The organism is Bacillus sp. 41-22, from assembly GCF_025809295.1.
GTDB classification, from domain to species: Bacteria; Bacillota; Bacilli; order Bacillales; family Bacillaceae_G; genus Bacillus_A; species Bacillus_A mycoides.
The window spans coordinates 3,970,575-3,996,779 of record NZ_CP084035.1; the positions used below are offsets into that span (position 1 = coordinate 3,970,575).

Below are 26,205 nucleotides of genomic sequence, written 5' to 3' on the forward strand. Positions count from 1 at the left end.
AATATGTTAATTTTTCGAAAAAACTAAATTTTTATATAGATATAATCCTAGTAATCTATTAAAATTATGTCGTATGATGTCAGATTATAAAAAAAGGAGAAATTAATTATGTGGAAAAAAATTATTCCTGCTGTTGCTGTTTTAAGCACTATTACTTTTTCAAGCGTATTCGCCGCTCCTCCATCTCAGGCTCCTGCCGAACAAAACCGATACATAGACGTACAAATGCTTGGTATTAATGATTTCCATGGACAACTAGATACTGTAAAAAAAATTAACAATAAAGAAGCTGGTGGTGCTGATTATTTAGCTACTTATTTAAAAGAACGCAAAAAACAAAACCCTAATACACTTCTTGTACATGCTGGAGATATCGTCGGAGCTAGCCCACCAGTTTCTGCTTTATTACAGGACGAACCAACTATTGAATTTTTAAATGACTTAAAGTTTGATGTTGGTACAATTGGAAATCATGAATTTGATGAAGGCATTGATGAAATGCGACGCCTCATTTATGGTGGATATCATGAAAAAACAGGGAATTTCAAAGGAGCAAACTTCCCTTATGTCGCTGCAAACTTCTATAATAAATCAACTGGCCGCTTATTTTTACCACCATTTACTGTAAAAATGGTAGATGGAGTTCCTGTAGGATTCATCGGAGTTGTTACAACGGATACACCGAATGTCGTTATGCCAACTATGCTAAAGAATGTACAAATTACTGATGAAGTAGAAGCTATTAATAAATCTACTCAGCAATTAAAGCGTCTCGGTGTTAAATCTATCGTAGTCCTTGCACACGTTGGAGGTACAACTGATGACACTGGTGTAACAAACGGTGACCTTACTCGCATTGCAAATGAAACAGATCCCGAAGTTGATGTTATTTTCGGCGGACATAGTCATACGTACGTAAATGGTACTGTAAATAATAAACTTATCGTGCAAGCGAACTCTTACGGGATGGCTTTCTCTGATGTAGATGTAACGATTGATAGAAAAACAAAAGATATTGTGAAGAAAAAAGCTGAAGTTATTACAACGTACCATGAAGGTGTAGAGCCTGATAAACAAGTAAAACAAAAGTTAGATCAATATAAAGAAAAAATCGCACCTCTTGTAAATGAAGTAGTCGGAAAATCTACAGCACCTATCGAACGTAAACAAAACGATGCTGGTGAATCTACACTTGGAAATTTAGTTGCGGATGCCCAGCGCCAAACTATGCAAACACAAATCGCTCTTATGAATCCTGGTGGAATTCGTAATGATCTAGACGCTGGAGATATTACATGGGGCGAATTATACGGCATTCAGCCTTTCGGAAACCAATTAATTAAAGTAGATCTAACAGGTCAAGATATTCGTGATATATTAAATCAACAATGGCAAAAAGGAGCAACGAGAATGCTTCAAATTTCAGGTATTCAATACACTTGGGATGCAAATAAACCAAATAACGAAAAGGTTACGAATATCCGTTTAACAAATGGTGAAGAATTAGTTCCCTCTAAAACGTATAGCGTAGTTGCAAATGCTTTCCTAGCTTCTGGCGGTGATGGATTCGTATCCTTTAAAAATGGAAAAAATGCTGAAACTGGTCCAAACGATTTTGAAGCATTAGTCGATTATGTAAAACAAGTGAAAGAACCAATTCAGCCGATTATTGATGGACGTATTCAAAAAAACAATTAAATACTATTCAAACTAGTGCGTGACACTCGAAAGAAGAAGCTCCTTTTATATGCAAGGAGCTTCTTCTTTTAGAGTCATACGTATTGTCATTCTTCTAGTGCAGTAAAGGATACGCACATAGCCCCTTGTTTCTTCGTAGTATATAGAAAACTATAATAGGAAGATTTGTATGTATTTCTATCAAACAATGACGATACATTGTATCGACAAAACGACAAACACATTCGTAGTATTGAGAAAGCAATTAACGGAGAATATAGCGCCATTCATTTTTATGCTAGATTAGCTACTTTAGCTCCAGACATAAATGAACGAACTCAAATCCTTGAAATTCGGCAAGATGAGCAACGAACAGTTGATTTTTACTTAGAAATTGCTGACAAAACGACAAATCAACAAGTGAAAGAAACATTTCGGCGCGCAGCAGCTGATGAACAAAATCATGCCGTTTGGTTCCTATATTACTTTTCGAAACAAAACAAAAAATGAAATAAAAGAAAGGATACACGCTCTTATATGGAACATAGTATCCTTTCTTTTATTTCTCTGGATACGTTTCATGATTAACATCATACCGTTGCAAAAATTCCTGTAGTGCTTCTTCTACAATTTTAGACTTTTGAATCCCTTTTGATTCCGATATAACATCTAGTCTTGCTAATACTTCTATATTAATCGAAAAGGTTCGTTTCTTTTTCTCTGTGCTCTTACTTATAATTTGAACACTTACTTCTTCTCTTTTTCTTAGCAATTCATAAATGCTTTGTAATTGTTCATAAATTAGTAATTGATAGTCTGTTTTTGCATATTGAAGGGCAGTAGCTTCTTGGATTTGCAAATGACGTGGCTCTTCGCCATCACCTATAAAGATACGTTTTTTCTGCTCTCCATCATATTCATATCCAATCACCCTTAATTTCTTTGATAATGTATATGGGCTCATTTCAAGCCGTTTCGCTATAATAGCGATTGATTCGCGTCTATTTAAAGAATCAATAACTTCTCCAATCGTCACATTCTCCCTCCTCTCTTAATCGCCTAAACTTGAAATCAAACCAGTATGTTATGATACAATGATTTTCTAGTAGTATATGCAAAAGAAAGAGCCTGTGCGATTCATACCATTTAAGAAAAGGAGGTTTACATATGCTTTTTCGTAGCCATACCCCTCAGTTTTACAACGAAAAGAAGCAACTAATCCCTAACAGTATCGCTACGATAGAAAGCGTTATGATTAATGACCGGAAACAATCTCTCCTTATACGCGGTCAAAACGTGGAACAGCCTATTTTATTATGCTGTCACGGCGGCCCTGGTATGGCACAAATCGGCTTTATTCGCCATTTTCAAAAAGAGTTAGAAAAGCACTTTATCGTTATTAATTGGGATCAGCGAGGGGCAGGTAAATCCTTTTTATGGCGGGACATCCAAACAAATCTTACGATTGATCAATTTTTTTCAGATGCAAAAAAGGTTATTCAATATCTTCTCAAACGCTTTAATAAGCAAAAACTATTTCTCGCAGGTCATTCTTGGGGAAGTATTATCGGACTACAAATCGCTAATCAATGTCCCGAATATATAGAAGCATACATCGGCATCGGTCAAATCGTACATATGAAGCAAAATGAAGAATTACTATATCAACATTTAATTAGCTCTGCCAAAAAACATGACCATAAAAAGGCATTAGCTTCTCTTTTAAAATTAGGGAAACCACCCTTTTTAGATACGAGACGCCTCATTATTCAAAGAAAGTGGCTTGGTACATTCGGAGGAGCAATCCAAAATGGATCTTCCTTTTCTTTCATACGAAAAGGCTTCTTTTCTCCTGAATATACGCTATTAGATTGGTTCAAATTTCTCGCAGGAAATTTAAAATCCGGAGTTTTATGGGAAGAGATGCTGACAATCGATTTCTTTTCATCTATTTCAAGTTTATCTATTCCTGTTTATTTTTGTTCTGGTCGCTATGATTATCAAACTCCTTATGCACTCGTTCAACAATATTGCGATATCATTCAAGCTCCTATTAAAAAGATGATTTGGTTTCCAAACTCGGCACATTCTCCAGATTTAGAAGAGCCTGAGTTATTCGCTAAATCTTTACAATCAATTAAACAAGAACTATCTTTTCAACATTAATAACAAAAGGCGCTTTTACATTTCATAGAAAACATTTTATAATGATATGTCGCAAGTATATGTCACTACAAACACTTGCTTGCCTTAACAGAATAAAAATTAGGGAGATTACATTTATTATGAACGCTGTACTCATCGCAGTAGCAGTCATGCTACTGCTTAGTTTGTTACGTGTCCAAGTCATTGTCGCCATTATCGTTGGAGCTTTAACAGGCGGACTTATCGGCGGACTCGGTATTTCAGAAACAATTAGTACTTTTACAGCCGGTCTTGGGAACAGTGCTCCTATCGCATTAAGCTACGCAATGCTCGGTGGATTTGCTATTTCCCTTTCAAAAACAGGACTTCCTGATGCAATGATCCAATCAGCTTTAAAATGGATCGGCAACGAACAAGACACGAAAAAACAAGTCTATTCTAAAATACTTATATTATTTATCATTTTAACAATGGCTTGTTTCTCACAAAATATTATCCCTGTTCATATCGCCTTCATCCCAATCTTAATTCCAGCACTTTTAAAAGTATTAAATGAGCTGAGGGTGGATCGTAGGCTTGTAACATGTCTTATTACATTTGGGTTAATTACCCCTTACATGTGGGTTCCAGCAGGGTTCGGAAAAATTTATCATGACGTATTGCAAACAAATGCTGCGCAAAGCGGTCTTACATTTGATGTCGCACTTATTCCAAAAGCGATGACTATTCCAGCAATCGGTATGATTATCGGATTATGTGTAGCGGTTTTCATTACATACCGAAAACCACGTACATATGAAACAGAACAAATTCATTCTGCACAGAATGAAATCGTTCCCTATACGAAAAGAAGCATTACTTTGGGTTTATTATCAATACTCGCTACATTAACTGTGCAATTAGCAACAGAATCAATGATTTTTGGTGCTTTAGCAGGTATTATCGTCTTATCAGTTAGCGGTAGCCTCCCTCTTAAAGAAGCCGATGCTATTTTAACGAGTGGAATGCGTATGATGTCCTTTATCGGATTTGTTATGATTTCTGCCGCTGGATTTGGCGCTGTTCTTCGAAAAACTGGACATGTTGAATCTCTTGTGCAAACGAGTGCACATATAATCGGAAATAATAAACCGCTTGCTGCATTTCTTATGCTCATTATTGGACTTCTCGTTACGATGGGAATTGGCTCTTCCTTTTCAACCATCCCAATCTTAACAACAATTTTCGTACCATTATGCGTCCAGCTCGGATTTAGTCCCATGGCTACAATCGCAATTATCGGTACAGCTGGTGCACTTGGTGATGCAGGTTCTCCAGCATCTGATAGTACACTTGGACCAACGTCCGGTTTAAATGCTGATGGTCAGCACCATCATATATGGGATACATGTGTCCCAACATTTCTACACTATAATATACCGTTACTTATATTCGGCTTTATTGCCGCAATTACACTATAAAAGGTGCGTTTTAAAAACGCACCTTTTACTTTGTTGTTTCTCTCTCAATGCACCTAAATTCTGTTTCCACTTCTTCTTGTCGCACTTGTTTCTTCTTTATTTTTCCTATTAACTGTTGAAAAGCTATTTCCCCATTTTCTTCGATATAACTTCCAATCGTCGTTAATGATGGACTTATCCATTCACCCTCTACACTCCCGTTAAATCCAATGATTTGTAACTTACCTGGTATATGAATATTAAGAGTTTTCGCCGCCCTGATTAGCTCAATAGCGACCTTATCACTTGAAGCTACAACCCCATCTATGTATGGATGCTTTTGTAACAATTCAAGAAACTGTTGATTCGTATACCCTTGTACAATTTCCTCTCGATAAGAAAGTCCTTCTTTCCAAGCAGTATCTAGAAATCCTGCCACATGCTCTTCCATTTCTTCACTCTCTACTCCCTCACCGATATAAGCAAGAAACTGGCAGCCTTTCTCTTTTAATAAAGAAACAGCTTTCTGTCCACTTTCATAATAGCTCATAAGAGATTGTCGTTCTTCAAGCACAGCGAAAGGAAGTGAGATTTCTCCTATACTTCGAAAAACAGATTTCGTCATTATAACGCCTGCAATGTTATTTTGCTCCAACATATCTATGTATCTATTCTTATTTTCTATATTACAAACTATTACTTGATACCCTTCTTTGTATGCTATTTCCTCAACGAAACGGAGCAAAGTGATGTATGATGGATTATGCAAATTATCTACAAGTAATGCAATCACCGTTGAAGGTTGTTTAAATAAAGGCTTTGCTGTAGCATTCGGTCTATAATGTAATTCTTCAATTGCTTTTTTTACTTGTTTCACCGTATCTTCATGGACATATCCTTTTTCGTTAATGACTCTTGAAACGGTTGCAACTGAAACACCGGCCAATTTTGCAACATCACGTATAGTTGCCACATCGTCACCCCTTAATATGGTAATAGATTACAATTTTAAATTAAACCAAAATATAACATTCGTCAAGGTTATTGTTTTATATTTCTGAAAATTGTTACACAATTTCCACTCTACTCAGAAAATATACTCCAGCTGAATTTCATGTGAAATCGCGATATTATCATAACCAATAAACGGAATTTCTTTCTTTATTTTTCGTGCTTCCTTTACCGCATCAATATACAAGTTCGTCATCATGAAGTTACGTTTTTGATAAAAACGAAGTGCGTTCATATTATCATTCGTCGTAATAAGCCACACTTTTTTACATTCGTTCTCTTTTGCCACTCGCAATACACAATCCACCAGTTTTGTACCAATCCCCTTCCCTTCCTCAAAACTATTTAACGATACAATTTCACACATGTTTTCTATCACTTTACATGTTATAATTCCCACTATTCTGTTATTTCTAAGTGCAATAAAACCAGGTAATTCTTCTAATTGATGTACTCTGCCTCGCGAGACCATCATTGAGCTTCCCCAGTTTTCACACATAAAATCCTGAATTGCTTCTTTCATTTCTGGTGTGATTTTTTGTATATGAACCATACACGATTTCTCCCCTTTTCACATCATTGTGATACAATGTTAGTGTATCACATGTAGAGGTATTTGGAGGATGAGGTAAAGTATGAAACGTTTTTTTACAGCATTGTTTACTATACTAGGTGCACTAACTGCGATTGGGATTTTCTTTACAAATAAAGTTATGTACTTGAAGAAAAAAACAGAGGAAGAAGTTTTAGAACGCGAAACGAAAAAGCATTTTCATTTGGACGATTTTAAGGCTATTCAAAAAGAAGAGGTTCACATCCCTTCTCAATTCGGATACGAACTTCACGGATATTACATGCCAGCTGGTCATTCCAATAAATTTATGATTTTTTGCCACGGTGTGACTGTAAATAAAATGAATTCCGTTAAATATGCAAACTTATTTTTAAATAGAGGATATAACGTATTTATTTATGATCATCGCCGTCATGGTAAAACCGGTGGTAAAACAACAAGTTATGGCTATTATGAAAAACATGATTTAAAGTCAGTAGTTGACTGGCTAAAAGATCGTTTCGGAACGAATATTACACTCGGAATTCATGGTGAATCTATGGGTGCTGCAACTCTTCTTCAATATGCAGGACTTGTAGAAGATGGTGCTGATTTTTATATTGCTGATTGTCCTTTCTCTGATTTTTATGGACAGTTACAACATCGTTTGAAAGTTGAGTTTCATTTGCCAAAATGGCCTTTGTTACCTTTAGCAAATGCCTTTTTAAAAGTTCGTGATGGCTATACAATCCGTGAAGTTTCACCAATTGATTGTATAAAAAATATTAACAATCCGGTTCTCTTTATTCATAGTAAAGATGATGACTATATTTTATCTGATATGACGAAATCACTTTATGAAGCGAAAGAAAATAATAAACAGCTTTATATTGCAGAACATGGTGCACACGCTTGCTCTTATAATGAAAATAAAGAAGAGTACGAAGATGCCATCGATCAATTTTTAAACACATATGTAAAAGAAACAAAAAACAGGCTTGCATAAGCCTGTTTTTTTACTGCGCTAAAACGTCTGTAACTTGTTCCATATTTTCAGAAATCCACTTTACTGCCTCGTCTAGCGTTGGGAATTCCGTCGTTTGAAAAGTTACCTCATCTTGAAGTAACCAAACATCTTTCGGTTCTTGTCCTACACCTGCGATTGACCAATGAAGTAAACTATATGGATGATTATCATTCAAAAATGATGCCCATGTGCGCTCATTTGCAATATTTTGTAGTGTGTGTAATTTTTTATCCATCTTTCGTCACCTTACTCTAGTCAGTTATAAAAACTATTATAACACTCTCTTCTCTCTCAAACAAAGTGCTCTTTTTATATTGTCAAGTACTCTCCCTAATTATATGATGAGAGTAAGCGTTTGGAAAGGAGGGATAACGTTGGCAAAAGTACAAATTAAAGTGAATGATAATGGCTCTTTTCGCGTTACAGGGGACGTGGAATTAGTTGACTCACAAGGGAATGTATTCCCAGCAAAACCAGCATTTTCTTTATGTCGTTGTGGTTTATCAAAAAACATGCCTTATTGCGATGCTTCGCATAAAGGCAAATTCGAGTCTGTTGTTAGAGCACCAGAGGCAGAATAAATATTTAAAGAGCATGCACATTTATTTGTGTATGTTTTTTCTTTTGATCAAAGCCTATACAGCCCTTCCCCTTTCAACATTTCTATTACTTTCGTCCCCATTCAAATCGGCATATATTTTCAAACAATTCTTCACATTCGAACATTTTTTACTATGCTTTTTTCTTTTTTGTGCTATAATGTGAGCAAACAACATCCTTCGGGGTCGGGTGAAATTCCCAACCGGCGGTGATGAAGCGATAGCTTCTAAGTCCGTGACCCGTTTTCAACGCGAAAACGGTGGATCTAGTGAAACTCTAGGGCCGACAGTATAGTCTGGATGGGAGAAGGATATGTTTTCTAGTAATTTTATATAGCGAATACACTTTTATTTCAGTATGCATATTTTTAAAGTTTCATTTTGAATCTTTATATATGTTTTATTTTGTATAGTTATGTTTCTATACTGAAATAAAAAGATACGACTAGCGTTGAAAGAATTTGATATTTTGCTAGGTTTTTTCCTTATGCCAAAATATCAGTCATCGTTAGGTTTCTTTCCTATACTTTCGTATTCGAACTATATTTCTAGAAATCACGTCTCCCAAACCCCAAGGATATAAAATCCTTGGGGTTTTTTGATTTTTTCAGGAGAGGTGAAAAGAATGACAGATCAAGAATATATGAGGATTGCCTTGCAGTTAGCACAAGGAACATCGGGACAAACAAGCCCAAATCCTATGGTTGGTGCCGTTGTTGTTAAAGATGGGAAAATCGTTGGAATGGGTGCCCACATGCGTGCTGGTGAAGAACATGCTGAAGTTCATGCTCTTCACATGGCTGGTGAAAGAGCAAAAGACGCTACCGTTTATGTAACACTTGAACCGTGTAGCCATTTTGGAAAAACACCCCCTTGCTGTGAATTACTCATTGAAAAAGGAGTTCAGCGTGTTGTAATTGCTACTCTTGATTGCAATCCACTCGTTTCCGGCAATGGAAAAAGAATATTGGAAGAAGCTGGAATCAAGGTAACTACTGGTGTTCTTGGGGCGGAAGCCACTTTATTAAATCGATACTTTTTTCACTATATGAAAACGAAACGTCCCTTTGTAACAATAAAAACAGCAATGAGCTTAGATGGAAAAACAGCAACTGTAACCGGTGAAAGTAAGTGGATTACAGGCGAAGAAGCACGCGCTGACGTTCACCAATATCGTCATATACATGATGCTATCCTAGTCGGTGTGAATACAGTTCTAACTGATAATCCACACTTAACAACACGAATTCCAAACGGAGGTAAACATCCTATACGCGTTATTTTAGATACCCACTTACGAACGCCGCCATCTTCTCATGTCATAACAGATGGCTTAACTCCGACATGGATTATTGTCGGTAAGGATGTAAGCAAAGAGAAAATAGCGTCTTATGAATCTAACAATATAGCTGTATTCCAAATGAAAACACAGCAAATTGAAATACAAGATGTCCTATCCCTACTCGGTGAGAAACAAATTCTTTCTCTGTTCGTTGAAGGTGGTCAAACGGTGCATGCAAACTTCTTAAAAACAAATAGTTTTAATGAAATCGTGACCTATATAAGCCCGAAATTAATTGGTGGAAAAGATGCCCCCACCTTATTTGGCGGAGCTGGTTTTTCGAAGTTACAAGATGCACTTTCCTTAACAATTCAAGAGATGAAACAAATCGGTAATGATATAAAAATTGTTGCAACCTTAAAAAGCGAGGTGACGGAATGTTTACAGGAATCGTAGAAGAGTTAGGAACGATATCAAGCATGACTCAAAGTGGTGAAGCAATGAAGCTAACTATTAGCGCAAAGCAAATTTTATCGGATGTCAAATTGGGTGATAGTATCGCAGTTAACGGCATTTGCTTAACAGTAACTACTTTTACGACTACTTCATTCACTGTCGACGCAATGCCTGAAACAATGAAAGCAACATCACTTCGTATGCTAAAGCCAAGTGCCAAAGTGAATTTAGAACGGGCGATGGCTGCGAACGGACGATTCGGTGGACATTTCGTCACCGGACATATCGATGGCATCGGTACGATTTTAACTAAAAAACAACATTACAATGCCATCTATTACAAAATAGCAATTTCTGATGAATTACTACGCTATTGTTTGCATAAAGGATCCGTTGCTGTTGATGGCACTAGCTTAACAATATTTGATATAGACGAATCTTCAATTACAATTTCACTCATCCCCCACACAGTAAGCGAGTCTATAATCGGAGAAAAAAAAGCCGGGGACATCGTAAACATTGAGTGTGACATGATTGGAAAATATATTGAACGCTTTATCTCAAAGCCCGCAAAAAGAACTGGTTCAATGACCGAAAGCTTTTTACAAGAAAACGGATTTCTATAAGGAGGAAGCACAATGTTTCATCGTATTGAAGAAGCTCTAGAAGATTTAAAACAAGGAAAAGTTGTTATCGTATGTGATGATGAAAACCGAGAAAATGAAGGCGATTTTATTGCTTTAGCAGAGTACATTACACCAGAAACGATTAATTTTATGATTACACACGGTCGTGGTCTCGTTTGTGTACCCATTACGGAGGAGTACGCAGAACGTCTACAGTTAGAACCAATGGTATCTCATAATACAGATTCACATCACACTGCGTTTACAGTGAGCATTGATCATGTTTCTACAACAACAGGGATTAGCGCTCATGAACGTGCAACTACGATACAAGAATTGTTAAACCCTGCATCAAAAGGCGCTGATTTCAATCGCCCTGGACATATCTTTCCATTAATTGCGAAAGAAGGCGGTGTACTGCGCCGTGCTGGTCATACAGAAGCCGCTGTCGATTTAGCCAAACTTTGCGGAGCAGAACCAGCTGGAGTCATTTGCGAAATTATAAATGAGGACGGTACGATGGCACGTGTACCTGATTTACTAGAGTGCGCAAAACAATTTGATATAAAAATGATTACAATAGAAGATTTAATTGCTTATCGCCGCCATCACGAAACACTTGTGACGAGAGAAGTGGAAATTACATTACCTACAGATTTCGGTACTTTCCATGCAATTGGCTATTCTAACTCATTAGATATGAAAGAACATATCGCGCTCGTAAAAGGTGATATTTCAACAGGCGAACCTGTACTTGTACGCGTTCATTCAGAATGCTTAACAGGAGATGTATTTGGTTCGTGCCGCTGTGATTGCGGACCACAGCTACATGCTGCACTTGCTCAAATTGAGCGTGAAGGAAAAGGTGTTCTTCTCTATATGAGACAAGAAGGACGAGGAATTGGCCTTCTGAATAAGCTTCGCGCTTATAAGTTACAAGAAGAAGGGTTAGATACTGTAGAAGCAAATGAAAAACTTGGGTTCCCAGCTGATCTTCGTGATTACGGTATTGGCGCTCAAATTTTAAAAGATTTAGGCTTACAAAGTTTACGATTATTAACGAATAATCCACGAAAAATTGCTGGCTTACAAGGTTACGATTTAGAAGTAACCGAGCGTGTACCGTTGCAAATGCCAACAAAAGAAGAAAATAAAACGTATTTACAAACGAAAGCAAGCAAATTAGGACATTTACTAAACTTATAATTAAGGGAGAGATACATTATGGTATTCGAAGGTCATTTAGTTGGTACAGGATTAAAAGTTGGGGTTGTTGTTGGACGTTTTAATGAGTTTATTACAAGTAAGTTACTTGGCGGAGCTTTAGATGGATTAAAGCGTCACGGTGTAGAAGAGAATGATATTGATGTTGCATGGGTTCCTGGTGCATTTGAAATTCCTTTAATCGCTAAAAAGATGGCCAATAGCGGAAAATATGATGCTGTTATTACATTAGGTACAGTAATTCGCGGTGCTACAACACATTACGATTACGTTTGTAATGAAGTAGCAAAAGGTGTTGCGTCTTTATCACTACAAACGGACATTCCAGTTATTTTCGGTGTATTAACGACAGAAACAATTGAACAAGCGATTGAACGTGCAGGTACAAAAGCTGGTAATAAAGGATATGAATCGGCAGTTGCTGCGATCGAAATGGCTCATTTATCAAAACAATGGGCTTAAAAAAGAGGCTACGGCCTCTTTTTTTATTTTCTCACCTTTTTTCGTACATCTTCTATTAATTCATCCATCGTTTTTCCTTCTGTTTTTATACGAAGAGCTTGTGCTGTTCTCCACACATTTTCTCTCTTTTCCGCTTCTTCTATAATAGAAATTTCCTTCCTCACTTCTTTTAAATCTTTTCCTTCTGTTTCAAGCCCAAAATGTTCAGCTTTCGTTCGAAAATGCTGTTCAATTCTTTGTTGCATTTCTTTTTGTTCAGGATTTTCAGCCGCCTTAACTGGATCAGCACTTATCGCTTTTATTAAAATCAGACAGGTCATAATAGTTAATATGTATTTGTACATGTAAAATCCTCCAACCCGATATAAATTACATTTTTACTATGTACAATTAGGGCTTGGAAAATTCGTCCACAAAATTATTTTTCTCGTCCAAAAGTGACTACTATCAAGCGTTAATGGACTTTTATTACATTTTATTTACAAAAAAAGCAAACCCTTTAAAGAGTTTGCTTTTCATCTATCTTATAGCGCACATTCTTCAATCTCAAATCCTAAATCTTCAATCATACCCCAGTCCGCAGTCGGCTCTTGTCCAGCTGTTGTTAAATAGTCCCCGACAAAGATAGAGTTTGCTGCAAATAAACCAAGTGGCTGTACAGAACGTAAATTAAGTTCTCGACCACCTGAAATACGAATTTCTTTTGTTGGATTTACAAAACGCATCATCGCCAGCACTTTTAAACATTCTACAGGTGTTAATTCTTTTTGTCCTTCAAGCGGAGTACCCTTTACAGCAACAAGGAAATTACATGGAATAGAATCTGCATCTAAACGTTGTAATTCAAATGCAATTTCAGCGCGCTGTTCAATCGTTTCTCCCATTCCGAAAATTGCTCCAGAGCATGGAGAAATACCGGCTTGCTTCGCTTTTTGGACTGTATCAACACGATCGTCATACGTATGCGTTGAACAAATGCTATCATAATTGTTGGCATGCGTATTTAAATTGTGATTATAACGATGCACACCAGCTTCTGCTAACTGACCTGCTTGATCTTCATTTAAAAATCCTAAACAACAGCAAATTTTTAAATCTGTCGTTTCACGAATTTCCTTAACTGCTCCAATAACGTGATTTACTTCTTTATTCGTCGGACGACGACCAGATGCAACAATACAATATGTACCTGCTTTACGACGAATTGCTTCGTGCGCTCCTTCAACAATTTTCTCTTGTGTTAACCATGCATACTTATCAATCGGTGCTTCTGAAATAATAGACTGTGAACAATACCCGCAATCTTCAGGACATAATCCAGATTTCGTATTTATAATCATGTTCAACTTTACTTTCTTACCAAAATGATGATGGCGAATGATGTAAGCTGCATTCATAATTTCTAAAACCTCTGTATCATCAGCTTCTAATATTGCAATTGCATCTTCTTTCGTAATCATTTTCTCTTCTACTACGTCGTATGCAAGTTTTTTCCAATCCCTTTTTGTTTGTACTTGTTTCATTTCATCTCTTCCCCTCTTTTGTTATATACGTAAATAAAGCATGATATGTTGCCATTATCCCTTCTTTTCCCGTGAAGTCTCTTTCGTATATACGAAGCATCGTACGAAAGAGTGAAGGGCTTTGACAGTAAGACTCTTCATTACTATTGGTTGCCCCTACTTTTCGAATAGAATGTAGAAACTCCCTAACTTCTGTAAAGCTTTCTATGTAACACGTTTCAGAAACATGTACATTTCCTAATGGATTTTTGCATATATTCACTAACTGTTCTTTCGAAACGAATCGTTGTCCTATTGAAGTACAATTGTGTATCCCCTTTTCTTTCTTAGCACGCTGAAAAGACGTATGCAATTCTTGAAAAGTCGTATTACCAAACGTGGAAAATAATAATATTCCTTCTTCAGACAAATAGTTAAATAAATTTTTCACTGTCTCTTTTAAATCATTAAGCCATTGAAATGTAGCATTTGAAATGATGACATCATATGGATTTTCTAATTTTAATTGTTCAATATCTTCACATCGAAACATCACATTTTCCAAACTTTTTCTAGTTTTCGCGACTGCAATCATCTCATCAGCAAAATCCACAGCTGTAATATGAGCTTTCGGAAATAAATTTGATAATTGCTCTGTTACATATCCTGTCCCGCATCCAAGTTCTAAAATACGTATCGATGATGTTTCACTATATCGTTCCTTCAATGTAGAAAGTAACGAATGCGCCATCTTTTTTTGTACATTTGCATATTGATCGTAGGATATAGCCGCCCCGTTAAACCGTTTTTGCAGTAACGTTTTGTTGATCATGTCGTATCCCCTCTACAAATTGAATAATTTCATTTGCACAATATTCAAAATTCGTTACACATAATGCATGCCCAGCACCGCTTACTACTTTTAGATTGGCATTCGTATTATTCGCCATACTATGGGCTGCAGACAATGGACATATTACATCCTGCTCTCCATGAAGGAGTAACAGCGGGGCTTTCATATCTATTACTTCATTTCTCATATCTGTTTCTATTAAATAATCTAAGCCTAATTGTAAAGACTGAATCGAGTCTCCTTTAAACTTCTGCGCAATCTCTTCAAAACTCGTATTCTCCCTCAGCTCACTTTTTGTAAACATATTTTCATAGAAACGCTTCAAAGTATCTTCTTTTTTTCTCGTTAAATTCTTTTTCATACGTTCTATATGCAAGGAATTCCATCCACTTGTATAGTCACTTGTATTGGTAAATTTAGCGGTACCACCAATTAGTACCATACCTTGGGCCTTAATCTTTTTATAAGCTTGTACTGCCGCTAACGCTCCTAGTGACCATCCAACTAAAATTACATTTTCATCCTGCGCTATATCTATTATTCGCCCCGCAAATTCACTTTGTTCTTTCACGTTACGCCAATCTATACATTGAACAGAATATCCTTTAAAATACGGCAGAACCAAAGTCCAAACATCTTCTTCCATTCCCCATCCTGGAATAAAAATAAGCTTTAGCTCTTTCATACTAAAAACCCCTCTTCTTTACCAATGCGTATAATATGCTGAATAGCCCATTTTAAATCGGCTATTGTATGTTGTGACGTAACTGCAAAACGGACTCGAGAACTACCAACCGGAACAGTCGGCGGACGAATTGCAATGGCTGCGATACCTACCTCTTGTAACCTTTCACTAAACCGTAAAGTATTTTCATTTGACCCAACTACAATCGGTACAATATGAGTTGAGCTATTCCCAATATCAAAACCAGCTTCTTGTAAATGCGTCCTGAAATATGCACCATTCTCTATAAGTCGCTCTCTTCTTTCGTTATCTTCTTTCACAATTTCAATTGCTTTTCGGATCGCCCCTAATGTTCCTGGTGGTAAAGCTGTAGTAAAAATCAAGCTTCTCATCATATTTTGTAAATACTCTATATAAATGGAATCACCCGTTAAATACGCACCATAACACCCTAAAGCCTTACTAAACGTCCCCATATGTATATCAATTTTTTGAGCGATATCTTTTTCTATATGAGATAGTCCAGCTCCACCGATTCCATATATTCCACTTGCATGTGCTTCATCAACTATAATGATTGCCCCGTATTTCTCTTTCAGCTGAACTAAGCCTCTCAAATATGCAATATCTCCATCCATACTAAAAACAGTATCTGTTACGATTAATTTTCTCTTTTCTGGTGACGCTATTTGCAACATCTTTTCTAAATGATCCAAATCATTATGACGATATCTTTTATGCTCTGCTCCGCTTAATATAATTCCATCAACAATACTTGCGTGATTTAATTTATCACTAAAAACCATATCGTGACGACAGGCTAAAGCAGATATAGCACCTACATTTGCTGTATACCCACTATTTACAATTAATGCTCTTTCAGTACCTTTCCAGTTGCATATAATTTTCTCAACCTCTTCATACAATGGATAATTTCCTACAACGAGACGAGATGCTGTCGCTCCAGTTCCATATTTTCTCGTGCAGGCAATAGCAGCTTCGTTCAACCTTTCATCTCCAGCTAATCCTAAATAATTATTCGATGCTAAATTTAGCATCTTTTTCTTATTTCGAATAAGCCATGTCTCTTCCGCTTTCTCTGTTACATGTAAATTACGATACTGCCCTTGTTCCTTTAATTGTTCTACTTTAGATTGAAGATGCGTGTGCCACATTTGATTCATTTTGGATGAGCTCCTCTAATTTTGAAATCATAATATGCTCTTTTGCCGCCCCTAATAATTCTTCCTTTGTAAACTCTCCTTCAAGGAATGGTAATAACCCTAAAACCGGCACGCCACTTAACTCCTCAATCATTATTTTATTTTCTTGCACTCTTTCTTTTTCATATCCTTTACATCCAGATAAAATTACACCTGCTACTTTTAATCCATGTGCTTTTGCATAAGAAATTGTTAAAATAGTATGATTAACTGTCCCAAGCGTAGGACGCGCTACTACAATAAGAGGAAGCTGTAATTCTTTTGCAAAATCAATCACTAAAGCATCTTCTGTATATGGAACTGCAAGCCCACCAGCCCCTTCTACAAATAGGCTATTAAACTTTTTTAGTAGTTCATTATAGTGATCAGTAATTTCTTTTAACGTTACTGTCCTTCCAGCTCTTTTCATGGCAAGTCTCGGAGCAAGTGGTTCTTCAATGGAATAAGGACAAATTTCATCTTCTTCTGTCGGTACACCCGATAATGCTTTTAATCTTGCTGCATCACCCTCAGGATTTGATGCAACATGTCCACTTTGCAACGGTTTATATACACCAACATTATGTCCACGCTCTCGAAATATACCTGCCAATGCTCCTGTCACTACCGTTTTGCCAACTTCTGTATCCGTTGCTGTTATAAAGAAACCACTCATTACTCTCCCTCCGTAACATCCGAGATTGCTTTATATAAAATGCGTAACATCTCGTCAATCTCAGCCACCGTAGATGCAAGAGGAGGCATAAATACAATCGTATTACCGAGTGGTCGCAAAATCATGCCCAGCTCTCTTGAGCGTTTACACACTTGAACACCGACTCTTTCTGTCCATTCAAACGATTCTTTCATTTCCTTATTCTTCACAAGTTCAATACCAACCATTAGCCCACACTGACGAATATCTCCTACGTGCTTATATTCATTAAGAGCTTCTAATTGTGCCGCTACATATTCTGCTTTATGCGCAACATCTTCTATTAAATTAGTTTTTTCATATAGTTCTAAATTTGCAATTGCTACGGCACACCCTAACGGATTCCCTGTATAACTATGACCATGGAAAAACGTTTTTTGTTCTTCATAGCCTCCTAAAAAGGCATTATAAATTTCATCTGTCGTTACCGTAATTGCCACCGGTAAATAACCACCTGTTAAACCTTTTCCGGCTGTTAAAATGTCTGGCGTTACATCCTCGTGTTCACATGCAAACATTTTCCCGGTACGCCCAAATCCAGTCGCTACCTCATCTGTAATAAATAATACATTGTATTTTGTACATAAATCGCGAAGCCCTTTTAAGTATCCTTTTGGCATTGTAATCATCCCACCAGCACCTTGCATTAATGGCTCCACAATAATAGCTGCTACTTCTTCATGTTTTTCTTGTAGCATTTCTTCCATTTCTTCTAAATGTTTCTTTACAATTTGTTCCTTATTATCTCCATAAGGAGAACGATATGTATATGGATACGGCATTTTAATTGCCTCAAATAATAGTGAACTATACACTTGGTGAAACAAGTCTATTGCTCCTACTGAAACAGCACCTATCGTATCACCGTGATATGCTTCTTTTAATGTAACAAATCTTTGTTTTTTCGGTTTTCCTTTATGCTGCCAATATTGAAAGGCCATCTTAATTGCAATTTCAACGGCGCTAGAACCAGAGTCTGAATAGAATACTTTCTTCAAACCTTCTGGTACAACTTCAATTATTTTTTCTGCTAATAAAATAGATGGAACGTTAGCAAGTCCTAGCATAGTAGAATGAGCAATTTTATTTAATTGCTCGCGAATTGCCTCATCAAGTTCTGGTACTTGATGCCCATGAACATTTAACCAAATAGATGAAACACCGTCCCAATATTCATTTCCATTTACATCGTATAGCTTTCTTCCCTCTCCACGTTCAATAATGACAGGATCTTCTTCTAAATAATCTTTCATTTGTGTAAATGGGTGCCATACGTAATCTTTATTCTTCTTCGATAATTCTTCATATGTATAAAACGATTTTTCACTCGTGTTACTATTAACAGCCACAATTGTCACCCCTAATGTTAACTTATTTATAAATATAGTTAACATTAAAAACAAATGACTGTCAATTATTTTTAAATCAAATAGTTCTCAAAAAAGAACAACCTATCATACGATAAGTTGTTCTACTTTCCATGTTGTATCTTTCCAATTTCTAAAATAATCTCTTCATCTTTTTTTCCTTCTGTATCAATTCCAAGTTGCTTAGCATGCTCAATTAACAAATCATGGCGCTGCTCAAATCTAGCGGTATCTACTTCTTTTGTAACCTCTTCTTTTGTTTTCCCCTCAGTAGAAACTCCTAGTTTCGTAGCTGCTTTTTCCATCGATTTCTTCTCTTCAGTTTCTTTCACTTTCTTCACTTCTGACTGCTGTATTTGCTTTTGTTTCGACTGCTCTGATTCAGCTGCAAAAGCTGTGTAAATTCCAGCACTTCCGCCAACGACTAGTAAGGTGGTAAAAAGAATTATTTTTTTCTTCACTCTTTCCTCCCCTTTCAAATTCATTATAACGCACATTTTTACAGTATGAAAAACATTTCTCCTTTATTTCCCTAAAAAAATATCGAATGTTTTTATTGACATGTATGATGAATATATGATAAAAATTTAACTAACATCATATGAATCGGCGTTGATAGGATTTAGTAGTATTTCGTTTTCTGATTTCAGAGAGCTGGTGGTCGGTGCGAACCAGTACAGAGCGATTTATGAATTACCCCCTGGAGCTTCTTTTACGAAACGTGAGGAGTAGTGAAAGACGGTTTAGACCGTTATGTCTAAAGAGTGGTGAAATGAAACTGTTTCACAATTTAGGGTGGTACCGCGAATTTTTCGTCCCTGCATATATTGCAGGGGCGTTTTTATTTTATGAGCGCATATCATATGACCCTTTATTTTGTGATACATTCCTTTCACAAGCTAGGGTGGTACCGCGATTTCTTCGTCCCTGCATAATTATATGCAGGGGCGTTTTTTTATCCAATCATTTCCGTATCATATTGAGATGTTGACAATTACCGGTAATTCGTCACAAAATTCTAAATTTTAGAAGGAAATATACAATATTGGCGAATTTTATATAAAAAAGAGCTATTTTAGATTACTTAGGAGGGAAAAACAATGGTTTCAAAAATTGAATCTGTTCTTTTAACATTATTTATCTTTTTCTGTATTGGCTTTAGTGTTATCCAATTAGAAGTTTCACCACACATCCCAATTTTATTTGGTATCGTTCTTTTATTAGCATTTGGATTTATGAAAAAAATCTCTTGGTCTACTATGGAAAAAGGGATGATCAGTAGTATTTCAGCTGGTATTCCATCTATTTTTATTTTCTTACTTGTAGGCGTATTAATTAGTGTTTGGATCGCTGCTGGAACAATTCCAACTTTAATGGTATATGGCTTCCAGATTGTATCTCCTAAAATTTTCGTTCCAACTGTTTTTGTAGTTTGTGCAATTGTTGGAACAAGTATCGGTAGTGCCTTTACAACTGCCGCAACTGTAGGACTTGCCTTTATGGGTATGGGTAGTGCTCTCGGATACGATCCAGCTCTAATCGCTGGTGCAATTATTTCTGGCGCATTCTTTGGAGATAAAATGTCTCCTTTATCTGATACAACAAACTTAGCTCCTGCTGTAACGGGTGTAGATTTATTTGAGCATATTCGCAACATGCTTTGGACAACAGTTCCTGCTTTCATTATTGCTTTTATCGCATTTTTCATTTTAGGAAGCGGTATTAGTGGAGACGTTGACTTCACAAACTTTATTAGCACGTTAGAAAAAAACACAACGATTTCTATCGTTACACTTATTCCAATTTTATTACTGTTCCTATTCGCATTTAAAAAGGTTCCAGCAGTTCCAACATTGCTTGCAGGAATTGTTGTAGGAATTATTATTCTCTTTATTTTTAAACCTAGCACTTCTTTAGCTGATTTAATGAAAATTATGCAAGACGGCTACGTTTCTAAAACTGGTATTAAAGACATTGATAGCTTACTATCTCGCGGTGGTCTACAAAGTATGATGATGTCGATTGCTCTTATTTTCCTAGCTCTTTGTATGGGAGGATTATTACAAGGAATGGGTATTATAGCGCAGCTGATGAATATTATCTCTAGCTTTGTAAAAAATAGCACACGCTTAATTATTTCTACTGCTTCAACTGCAATTGGTGTAAACTTCCTACTTGGCGAACAATACTTATCAATCGTTTTAACAGGACAAGCATTCGCTAACAAATACGATGAAGTCGGTTTAGAACGTCGTAATTTATCACGCGTATTAGAAGATGCAGGTACAGTTATTAACCCGCTCGTACCATGGGGTGTAAGTGGCGTATTCTTAACAAACGTCCTTAGCGTTCCAACATTCGATTACCTTCCATACGCAATCTTCTGTTTAGCTTGCCCAGTCTTAACGATTATCGTCGGCTTTACTGGATTTGGCCTTTCATGGAAGAAAGAAAAAGCAGTACCAGTTTCATAATATAATAAAAAGGATTACCTTAATCGGTAATCCTTTTTATATTTCTCCGCTATCTATTCGCTTTCTTTCTTCTAAATAACATAAGTAATCCCGCTCCAACAAACGCCAGACCTGCTCCAATTGTAGAAGCAACACTTGTACCTGTTTTCGGTAAATCACGTTCTTCTTTATTTTCACTTACAGTTGTTGTTTCTTTTGAGTTTTGATTATCCGTTGTAGTTTGTCCAGATCCTGTATTATTTCCATCTTGTTTTGGTTCATTTCCATTATTGCCTTCACCTGTTGGTGGTGTCGTTGGATTTTCTCCGTTATTGCCTTCACCTGTTGGCGGTGTTGTTGGATTCTCTCCGTTATTGCCTTCACCTGTTGGTGGTGTCGTTGGATTCTCTCCGTTATTGCCTTCACCTGTTGGCGGTATCGTTGGATTCTCTCCACCAGTTTCCTTATCATCATTCTTCTTCGTTATATCAATTGCATATTTAGCAAATTCATTTTCAGATGGTCCAACATATGATATCTTTCCATCTTTCTTTATATGGTTTTGTGCATTTGGTGAAGAATCAAATGTTGTATTTAATTTATCTGCAACAATCGGCTTAAATGTCCAGTTTTGATCTGCTGCTGGATCAATAATTGGTGTTTCTTGCATATATTTCACAATGATTTGACGTGTTTCATCTTGTGATTGGTATACAACTTCCCCTTTACTTACACCAGGGAACGTTTGGCTACTTCCACGATAGTTATTTGTAGCTACGATGAACTCTTGATTGTCAGCTACAGGCTTACCTTCATACGTCATATTTACAATACGATTCGTATTTCCATTTACAACTTTACCATCTTTATCGTATTTCGCTGGTTGCGTCACGTCAATTTCGTATTTTAGACCATCTAAAATATCAAAATTATATGTAGGATAACCTATATTTACTAGTGGCTGCTCTTCTGTTTTCGCTGGATCAATTTTATTAAACTGACCAGCAGACATTTCAAGCCATTCTTTTACTTGTGCCCCGTTTACTTTTACAGCATATAACGTATTTGGATATACATATAAATCCGCTACGTTTTTAATTGCTAACGTCCCTGCTGGAATATCCGTATAATATGTAGCACCGTTTCGGCCACCCGCTTTAAATGGTGCTCCTGCAGATAATACTGGAATTCCTTTATATTTACTATATTGTCCGTTTTCAGCGAATAGCTTTTCTACATACCATTTTTGTGCATTTGTCACAAGTTGTACAGAAGGATCATCTTGTACTAATGAGAAATAACTATTAATTGGCGCTGTCGTTTTTCCTACAGCTGTATTCACATAATCAATTGTCGCTTGATGATCATCCTTAATTTCATTAACTAATCTTTGATCAGATTGTACTAATGGGTTCCCTTTACTATCAGCAATCGGACGAAGTTGCGGCTTCGATTGCTCTTTTTGTACTTCCCATTTTCCGTTTACCTTTTTCAATTGCATATCAATAATACCTAAGTTACTTCCAAAAACACCAGGCATTACAACAGGAACACCATTAAATACATCCTTCACTTCAGTATGTGAATGTCCCATTAATACTGCATCTACACCAGGAACCTCTGTTAAATAATATGAAGCATTTTCCATTTTGGGGCTACGGCCGCTCTTATCGACACCTGAATGGGCTAATGCAACAATAACGTCCGCACCTTGCGCCTTCATTTCTGGAACTAACTTTTCCGCTGTATCAACAATATCTTTCGCTTTCACTTTTCCTTCTAAATTCGCTTTATCCCAGTTCATAACTTGAGGTGGAACAAATCCCATTACGCCAATTTTCACTTTTTGTTTTTGACCTGATTCATCTTCTACTTCTTTTTCAAAAACATGATATGGTTTAAAGTAGTTTTGGTCGTTCTCTTCATTATTATCTTTATCATCCTTATAGACGTTCGAGTTAATAACCGGGAACTCTGTTTTACTAATTACTTTGTTTAAATAGTCTAAACCGTAGTTAAATTCATGATTCCCAAGAGAGATGACGTCATACTTCATTAAATTCATTACACGATATAATGGATGTGTATAACTAGGATCCACAGGCTTCTTCGGATCATTTATTTTATTCGCTACATAATCTCCAAGCGGTGTCCCTTGTAATGCATCCCCATCATCAAATAAGACAGAGTTCTTCGCTTCTTCACGTGCTTTATTCACAAGTGTTGCAGTTTGCACGAGACCTACTTTATTATCTGTTTTCGTTTGATAATAATCGTAATTCATTAAGTTAACGTGAATATCTGATGTTTCTAAAATTCGTAAGTTAACTGTACTCTCCCCAGCTTTTTCCTCTGCATGAGCTGTTGTCGGCAACACTTGCGGTGCTATAACGCCAATAGCAAGTGTTGCTCCAGCTAGCATTTTTTTTGACTTTTTCACAAAAGATCCCCCTTATACAATTACCCCAAAATAATGAAATGAATCTCTATCAGTCCCTAATCACATACCTTTTTCTTCTATTAGAGCGATGATTTTCACCTTATCTGACATTATCATATCTAAAGTTCTTTCATACCGTCAATATTTTTTGACATACTTCTACAAATTTTCTGTAAAGTTATTGTGAATTTTTCATAAATATATAATATGCCCTTACATTGCTTATACTGCTGAATATGATACAATTACCAATTACAAGGAGGATGAATTTATGAAAAAAATCATCTTAACAATTGTTTGTCTCCTCCTTCTAATCATTTCTTGTTCTAATTTTGAAAAGAACGATGAGATAGAACAAAAAGAAACTGAAGGAAAAGCAGAAAAAACATCTGCTCCCAGTTGGATTTATAAGCAAACGAATGACTCTTTTTATCACCTCGTATTAGGTGATTCACTTGCAAAAGGATATGGATCTACACAAGGGGGATTTGCCGAATTAGCTTCTAGACAAATAGAAACACAAATTCACAAACCAATTACAGTAGAAAACCTTGGGATAAACGGTCTTACTACAGATCGTCTCGCAAAAAAAGTTCAATCAGAAGATGTTCAACAAAAAATTAGGGAAGCAAATATCATTACTATTAGTATTGGAGGAAATAATTTATTCCGCTTAAATCGTGATGTAGGTGTTATAGATGGTATTAAAATGTTAAATAAAGAAAAAGCCCGTTTTGAAACGGATGTAAAAAATATTGTAAAGACCGTTCGAGATCAAAATCCGAATGCTTTACTCATTCTCTCTGAACTCTATAACCCTTTACAACTAGAGGACTCCATCGCAAGTTATGCAGATATGTTTTTAGACGGTTGGAATGATTCTATTTATTCTATTTCAAAAGCACATCAACCGTCGATCGTTTTACCAATTCGCAAATTAATATCGAATGATAAAAAAGAGTTACTATTTGACCAAGTACACCCAAATGATAACGGTTATGCGATTATTGCCAATACATTTACAAAGCAAGTGTTATCCTACAAATATTAAGGCTACCATGAAACAATTCTATTTTTATACCTTGTCTTTTTTGTTACAATGATAGTGGAAGGGGGCCGTTATATGGAATCACGCGAGTGGGAACGTATTGTTGATCATCTTCTTTCGCTAGTGCCTCTTTTTTATCGCAAATTTATGCTTCCTGGAGAGTTTTCTTCTCAAAGACATATGCCGCCATCGCATACGCAAGTGTTACTGCTTTTGCATGAAAATGGTACATTAGCAGTTTCAGAAATTGGCAAGCGGCTAGCGATTTCACGGCCTAACATGACCCCTCTATTAAACAAACTTATTCAAGAAGAGCTAATAGAGCGTCATTATAGCGAAAAAGATCGAAGGGTCATTTTAATTTCCCTAACAACTGAAGGGAAAGTGTTAGTAAGTCAGTATCAGCAATTCATTTTAGGCAAACTAAAAGAAAATTTTCAAACATTATCTGAGGAAGAGCGTGAAAAGCTCATTTATTCTCTTAAAACCATTCAAAATTTAATTTTGAAAACAAACGCATAAAGCTGCTTCTAAATAGAAGCAGCTTTATGATTCGTAATAATTACCATAGTATACATTTGAATACGGCCATGTCGTTAAATATGGTTTTTGTTCTTGCGTAGGCTGTTGTTGTGGTATTTGTGGTATTTGCTGTAATTGTTGTTGTCGATATAACTCGTATTGTCTACTCATATCATAAACCGGATAATAATTTACATATGGGTATACTTGCGGTACGTAATAATAATACATTCATTCTCTCCCCCTTTTTCTTAAACATATTCAAAGGAGAAAATGAATGTGACATTCTTTATATTTGAACAAGTGGTTCTCTCACTTGTTTCTTTCTTTTCTTCAAACGTAACTTACGATTCTTTTCATATAAATAATGCACAACGAAATATGAAATTACCCCACACACAATTCCTATTATCGTCATACCAATTAATACATATACTTCACTCTGTAATAAGCTCTTTAACATCGTAAAAATATGGCTCGAAAACAAATCTGATATCGTAAATGGTTCATGATGTATTTTCTGTACATGAAATGGGTAAATCATTTTTCCTAGCGCATAAGCAAACGGAAATAAAAATACTGGGAGAAACGATATTTTCCCAATAATATTACCAATGACTGCGGCTGGAAAAGATCCCTTTGCTAACCTTACAATTGGATAAAATATTAAATATACGAGCGATGCCGTATAAATCACCAACATTTCTAAACCAAATCCAATAGCAAAACCTAGCGACACTTTCTTTGCTCCTTCTGGCGATCGAAGCAACTTAAAATATTGAAACTTTAATATTCTCCACATCCGCTGAAAAAACGAATATGTTTTCTTAGTTGTTTTCAAATTCATCATCTCTTTAACTATATTTTTTATCTAGTATGTCCTTACATGATATGAAAAACAAAGTTAGTTTGCTCTT

At 36.2% G+C, this 26,205-nt stretch carries 28 protein-coding genes, 1 riboswitch and 1 other annotated feature; of the genes, 13 read left to right on the forward strand and 15 right to left on the reverse strand.

The genetic code is table 11. The annotated features are described in order from the left end of the window. The first annotated feature begins 108 nt into the window (after positions 1-108). Both LCF45_RS20230 and LCF45_RS20235 read left to right on the forward strand, forming a co-directional pair. Positions 109-1,698, forward strand: coding sequence for a bifunctional metallophosphatase/5'-nucleotidase (locus LCF45_RS20230; protein ID WP_263893650.1), 1,590 nt, complete (start codon positions 109-111; stop codon positions 1,696-1,698). Positions 1,699-1,863: 165 nt separating this feature from the next. Beyond that, positions 1,864-2,187 (forward strand): ferritin-like domain-containing protein, encoded by a 324-nt coding sequence (locus LCF45_RS20235; RefSeq protein WP_033731221.1) that lies wholly within the window; start codon positions 1,864-1,866, stop codon positions 2,185-2,187. Positions 2,188-2,236: 49 nt separating this feature from the next. On the opposite strand, the gene LCF45_RS20240 is transcribed toward LCF45_RS20235, so the two are convergent. Continuing rightward, the gene (locus LCF45_RS20240; RefSeq protein WP_002088482.1) at positions 2,237-2,713 is read right to left on the reverse strand and encodes a ribbon-helix-helix domain-containing protein; all 477 of its coding nucleotides are present in this window, start codon (positions 2,711-2,713) and stop codon (positions 2,237-2,239) included. 131 nt (positions 2,714-2,844) lie between these two features. On the opposite strand from LCF45_RS20240, the gene LCF45_RS20245 reads away from it, so the two are divergent. Further along, the gene (locus LCF45_RS20245) at positions 2,845-3,843 is read left to right on the forward strand and encodes an alpha/beta fold hydrolase (protein ID WP_002128974.1); all 999 of its coding nucleotides are present in this window, start codon (positions 2,845-2,847) and stop codon (positions 3,841-3,843) included. A 119-nt stretch (positions 3,844-3,962) separates the two neighbouring features. After that, positions 3,963-5,282, forward strand: coding sequence for a Na+/H+ antiporter family protein (locus LCF45_RS20250; RefSeq protein ID WP_002014950.1), 1,320 nt, complete (start codon positions 3,963-3,965; stop codon positions 5,280-5,282). Between the two features lie 25 nt (positions 5,283-5,307). Here the strand turns inward: LCF45_RS20250 and LCF45_RS20255 are convergent, their stop codons facing one another. Further along, positions 5,308-6,234, reverse strand: a complete 927-nt coding sequence (locus LCF45_RS20255) for a LacI family DNA-binding transcriptional regulator (protein WP_002014951.1) — start codon at positions 6,232-6,234, stop codon at positions 5,308-5,310. 114 nt (positions 6,235-6,348) lie between these two features. Next, a complete protein-coding gene (locus LCF45_RS20260) occupies positions 6,349-6,825 on the reverse strand; it encodes a GNAT family N-acetyltransferase (protein WP_002128979.1) in 477 nt (158 codons plus the stop codon). Positions 6,826-6,907: 82 nt separating this feature from the next. On the opposite strand from LCF45_RS20260, the gene LCF45_RS20265 reads away from it, so the two are divergent. Beyond that, positions 6,908-7,831, forward strand: a complete 924-nt coding sequence (locus tag LCF45_RS20265) for an alpha/beta hydrolase (protein ID WP_002014993.1) — start codon at positions 6,908-6,910, stop codon at positions 7,829-7,831. A gap of 10 nt (positions 7,832-7,841) precedes the next feature. Here the strand turns inward: LCF45_RS20265 and LCF45_RS20270 are convergent, their stop codons facing one another. Further along, entirely contained in the window at positions 7,842-8,087 is a 246-nt protein-coding gene (locus LCF45_RS20270) for a DUF2552 family protein (protein ID WP_002014992.1), read from the reverse strand. Between the two features lie 139 nt (positions 8,088-8,226). On the opposite strand from LCF45_RS20270, the gene LCF45_RS20275 reads away from it, so the two are divergent. The 5 genes from LCF45_RS20275 to ribH all read left to right on the forward strand — a co-directional run bounded on the left by LCF45_RS20275 (position 8,227) and on the right by ribH (position 12,501). Next, positions 8,227-8,433 (forward strand): CDGSH iron-sulfur domain-containing protein, encoded by a 207-nt coding sequence (locus tag LCF45_RS20275; RefSeq protein WP_001151582.1) that lies wholly within the window; start codon positions 8,227-8,229, stop codon positions 8,431-8,433. A 190-nt stretch (positions 8,434-8,623) separates the two neighbouring features. Beyond that, a riboswitch (FMN riboswitch) is annotated at positions 8,624-8,767 on the forward strand. Positions 8,768-9,076: 309 nt separating this feature from the next. Beyond that, on the forward strand, positions 9,077-10,189 hold the full coding sequence (gene ribD, locus LCF45_RS20280; protein ID WP_002167712.1) for a bifunctional diaminohydroxyphosphoribosylaminopyrimidine deaminase/5-amino-6-(5-phosphoribosylamino)uracil reductase RibD: 1,113 nt from the start codon (positions 9,077-9,079) through the stop codon (positions 10,187-10,189). Continuing rightward, entirely contained in the window at positions 10,171-10,815 is a 645-nt protein-coding gene (ribE, locus tag LCF45_RS20285; RefSeq protein ID WP_002088492.1) for a riboflavin synthase, read from the forward strand. Before ribD ends, ribE begins: the two co-directional genes overlap by 19 nt. A gap of 12 nt (positions 10,816-10,827) precedes the next feature. Then, the gene (gene ribBA / locus LCF45_RS20290; RefSeq protein ID WP_002167711.1) at positions 10,828-12,021 is read left to right on the forward strand and encodes a bifunctional 3,4-dihydroxy-2-butanone 4-phosphate synthase/GTP cyclohydrolase II; all 1,194 of its coding nucleotides are present in this window, start codon (positions 10,828-10,830) and stop codon (positions 12,019-12,021) included. Between the two features lie 18 nt (positions 12,022-12,039). Then, positions 12,040-12,501 (forward strand): 6,7-dimethyl-8-ribityllumazine synthase, encoded by a 462-nt coding sequence (gene ribH, locus LCF45_RS20295; protein WP_000230892.1) that lies wholly within the window; start codon positions 12,040-12,042, stop codon positions 12,499-12,501. Between the two features lie 23 nt (positions 12,502-12,524). On the opposite strand, the gene LCF45_RS20300 is transcribed toward ribH, so the two are convergent. The 8 genes from LCF45_RS20300 to LCF45_RS20335 form a co-directional block, all read right to left on the reverse strand. Further along, positions 12,525-12,845, reverse strand: coding sequence for a hypothetical protein (locus LCF45_RS20300; protein ID WP_002088493.1), 321 nt, complete (start codon positions 12,843-12,845; stop codon positions 12,525-12,527). Between the two features lie 180 nt (positions 12,846-13,025). Continuing rightward, positions 13,026-14,024: a biotin synthase gene (bioB, locus tag LCF45_RS20305; protein WP_002014986.1), complete on the reverse strand. Its 999-nt coding sequence runs from the start codon at positions 14,022-14,024 to the stop codon at positions 13,026-13,028. Between the two features lies 1 nt (position 14,025). Then, positions 14,026-14,835: a malonyl-ACP O-methyltransferase BioC gene (gene bioC, locus LCF45_RS20310; RefSeq protein ID WP_002128987.1), complete on the reverse strand. Its 810-nt coding sequence runs from the start codon at positions 14,833-14,835 to the stop codon at positions 14,026-14,028. Continuing rightward, positions 14,801-15,541 carry an alpha/beta fold hydrolase gene (locus LCF45_RS20315; protein ID WP_002185005.1) on the reverse strand — a complete coding sequence of 247 codons (741 nt, stop codon included), beginning with the start codon at positions 15,539-15,541 and terminating at the stop codon, positions 14,801-14,803. The genes bioC and LCF45_RS20315 overlap by 35 nt, the downstream gene beginning before the upstream one ends. Further along, positions 15,538-16,725, reverse strand: a complete 1,188-nt coding sequence (bioF, locus tag LCF45_RS20320) for an 8-amino-7-oxononanoate synthase (RefSeq protein ID WP_002167709.1) — start codon at positions 16,723-16,725, stop codon at positions 15,538-15,540. Before bioF ends, LCF45_RS20315 begins: the two co-directional genes overlap by 4 nt. Continuing rightward, positions 16,691-17,419, reverse strand: a complete 729-nt coding sequence (bioD, locus tag LCF45_RS20325) for a dethiobiotin synthase (protein WP_002128992.1) — start codon at positions 17,417-17,419, stop codon at positions 16,691-16,693. Before bioD ends, bioF begins: the two co-directional genes overlap by 35 nt. After that, positions 17,419-18,852: an adenosylmethionine--8-amino-7-oxononanoate transaminase gene (bioA, locus tag LCF45_RS20330; protein ID WP_002128994.1), complete on the reverse strand. Its 1,434-nt coding sequence runs from the start codon at positions 18,850-18,852 to the stop codon at positions 17,419-17,421. Before bioA ends, bioD begins: the two co-directional genes overlap by 1 nt. 77 nt (positions 18,853-18,929) lie before the next feature. Beyond that, positions 18,930-19,286, reverse strand: a complete 357-nt coding sequence (locus LCF45_RS20335; protein WP_002128995.1) for a hypothetical protein — start codon at positions 19,284-19,286, stop codon at positions 18,930-18,932. Positions 19,287-19,428: 142 nt separating this feature from the next. Continuing rightward, positions 19,429-19,648: a binding site (T-box leader), on the forward strand. A 277-nt stretch (positions 19,649-19,925) separates the two neighbouring features. Here LCF45_RS20335 and nhaC point away from each other — a divergent pair. After that, positions 19,926-21,299, forward strand: coding sequence for a Na+/H+ antiporter NhaC (nhaC, locus tag LCF45_RS20340; protein ID WP_002128996.1), 1,374 nt, complete (start codon positions 19,926-19,928; stop codon positions 21,297-21,299). 49 nt (positions 21,300-21,348) lie between these two features. Here nhaC and cpdB read toward each other — a convergent pair whose 3' ends face one another. Beyond that, positions 21,349-23,718 (reverse strand): bifunctional 2',3'-cyclic-nucleotide 2'-phosphodiesterase/3'-nucleotidase, encoded by a 2,370-nt coding sequence (gene cpdB / locus LCF45_RS20345; RefSeq protein ID WP_002131206.1) that lies wholly within the window; start codon positions 23,716-23,718, stop codon positions 21,349-21,351. Between the two features lie 271 nt (positions 23,719-23,989). On the opposite strand from cpdB, the gene LCF45_RS20350 reads away from it, so the two are divergent. Together LCF45_RS20350 and LCF45_RS20355 are read left to right on the forward strand one after the other, a co-directional pair. After that, complete coding sequence (locus LCF45_RS20350) at positions 23,990-24,769, forward strand: GDSL-type esterase/lipase family protein (protein ID WP_002129000.1); 780 nt, start codon at positions 23,990-23,992, stop codon at positions 24,767-24,769. A 72-nt stretch (positions 24,770-24,841) separates the two neighbouring features. Beyond that, positions 24,842-25,288 carry a MarR family winged helix-turn-helix transcriptional regulator gene (locus LCF45_RS20355; protein ID WP_002129002.1) on the forward strand — a complete coding sequence of 149 codons (447 nt, stop codon included), beginning with the start codon at positions 24,842-24,844 and terminating at the stop codon, positions 25,286-25,288. A 24-nt stretch (positions 25,289-25,312) separates the two neighbouring features. Here LCF45_RS20355 and LCF45_RS20360 read toward each other — a convergent pair whose 3' ends face one another. Next, complete coding sequence (locus LCF45_RS20360) at positions 25,313-25,519, reverse strand: hypothetical protein (protein WP_002167706.1); 207 nt, start codon at positions 25,517-25,519, stop codon at positions 25,313-25,315. Between the two features lie 58 nt (positions 25,520-25,577). Next, positions 25,578-26,129: a DUF2062 domain-containing protein gene (locus LCF45_RS20365; RefSeq protein ID WP_002167705.1), complete on the reverse strand. Its 552-nt coding sequence runs from the start codon at positions 26,127-26,129 to the stop codon at positions 25,578-25,580. Between the last annotated feature and the right edge of the window lie 76 nt (positions 26,130-26,205).

Bases quoted from the DNA above. Each gene is read 5' to 3' on its own strand.
- LCF45_RS20230 (WP_263893650.1), top strand. From the start codon at position 109: ATGTGGAAAAAAATTATTCCTGCTGTTGCTGTTTTAAGCACTATTACT.
- LCF45_RS20245 (WP_002128974.1), top strand. From the start codon at position 2,845: ATGCTTTTTCGTAGCCATACCCCTCAGTTTTACAACGAAAAGAAGCAA.
- LCF45_RS20250 (WP_002014950.1), top strand. From the start codon at position 3,963: ATGAACGCTGTACTCATCGCAGTAGCAGTCATGCTACTGCTTAGTTTG.
- LCF45_RS20260 (WP_002128979.1), bottom strand. From the start codon at position 6,825: ATGGTTCATATACAAAAAATCACACCAGAAATGAAAGAAGCAATTCAG.
- LCF45_RS20265 (WP_002014993.1), top strand. From the start codon at position 6,908: ATGAAACGTTTTTTTACAGCATTGTTTACTATACTAGGTGCACTAACT.
- LCF45_RS20270 (WP_002014992.1), bottom strand. From the start codon at position 8,087: ATGGATAAAAAATTACACACACTACAAAATATTGCAAATGAGCGCACA.
- ribD (WP_002167712.1), top strand. From the start codon at position 9,077: ATGACAGATCAAGAATATATGAGGATTGCCTTGCAGTTAGCACAAGGA.
- ribE (WP_002088492.1), top strand. From the start codon at position 10,171: ATGTTTACAGGAATCGTAGAAGAGTTAGGAACGATATCAAGCATGACT.
- ribBA (WP_002167711.1), top strand. From the start codon at position 10,828: ATGTTTCATCGTATTGAAGAAGCTCTAGAAGATTTAAAACAAGGAAAA.
- ribH (WP_000230892.1), top strand. From the start codon at position 12,040: ATGGTATTCGAAGGTCATTTAGTTGGTACAGGATTAAAAGTTGGGGTT.
- LCF45_RS20300 (WP_002088493.1), bottom strand. From the start codon at position 12,845: ATGTACAAATACATATTAACTATTATGACCTGTCTGATTTTAATAAAA.
- bioB (WP_002014986.1), bottom strand. From the start codon at position 14,024: ATGAAACAAGTACAAACAAAAAGGGATTGGAAAAAACTTGCATACGAC.
- bioC (WP_002128987.1), bottom strand. From the start codon at position 14,835: ATGATCAACAAAACGTTACTGCAAAAACGGTTTAACGGGGCGGCTATA.
- LCF45_RS20315 (WP_002185005.1), bottom strand. From the start codon at position 15,541: ATGAAAGAGCTAAAGCTTATTTTTATTCCAGGATGGGGAATGGAAGAA.
- bioF (WP_002167709.1), bottom strand. From the start codon at position 16,725: ATGAATCAAATGTGGCACACGCATCTTCAATCTAAAGTAGAACAATTA.
- bioD (WP_002128992.1), bottom strand. From the start codon at position 17,419: ATGAGTGGTTTCTTTATAACAGCAACGGATACAGAAGTTGGCAAAACG.
- bioA (WP_002128994.1), bottom strand. From the start codon at position 18,852: ATGTTAACTATATTTATAAATAAGTTAACATTAGGGGTGACAATTGTG.
- nhaC (WP_002128996.1), top strand. From the start codon at position 19,926: ATGGTTTCAAAAATTGAATCTGTTCTTTTAACATTATTTATCTTTTTC.
- LCF45_RS20350 (WP_002129000.1), top strand. From the start codon at position 23,990: ATGAAAAAAATCATCTTAACAATTGTTTGTCTCCTCCTTCTAATCATT.
- LCF45_RS20355 (WP_002129002.1), top strand. From the start codon at position 24,842: ATGGAATCACGCGAGTGGGAACGTATTGTTGATCATCTTCTTTCGCTA.
- LCF45_RS20360 (WP_002167706.1), bottom strand. From the start codon at position 25,519: ATGTATTATTATTACGTACCGCAAGTATACCCATATGTAAATTATTAT.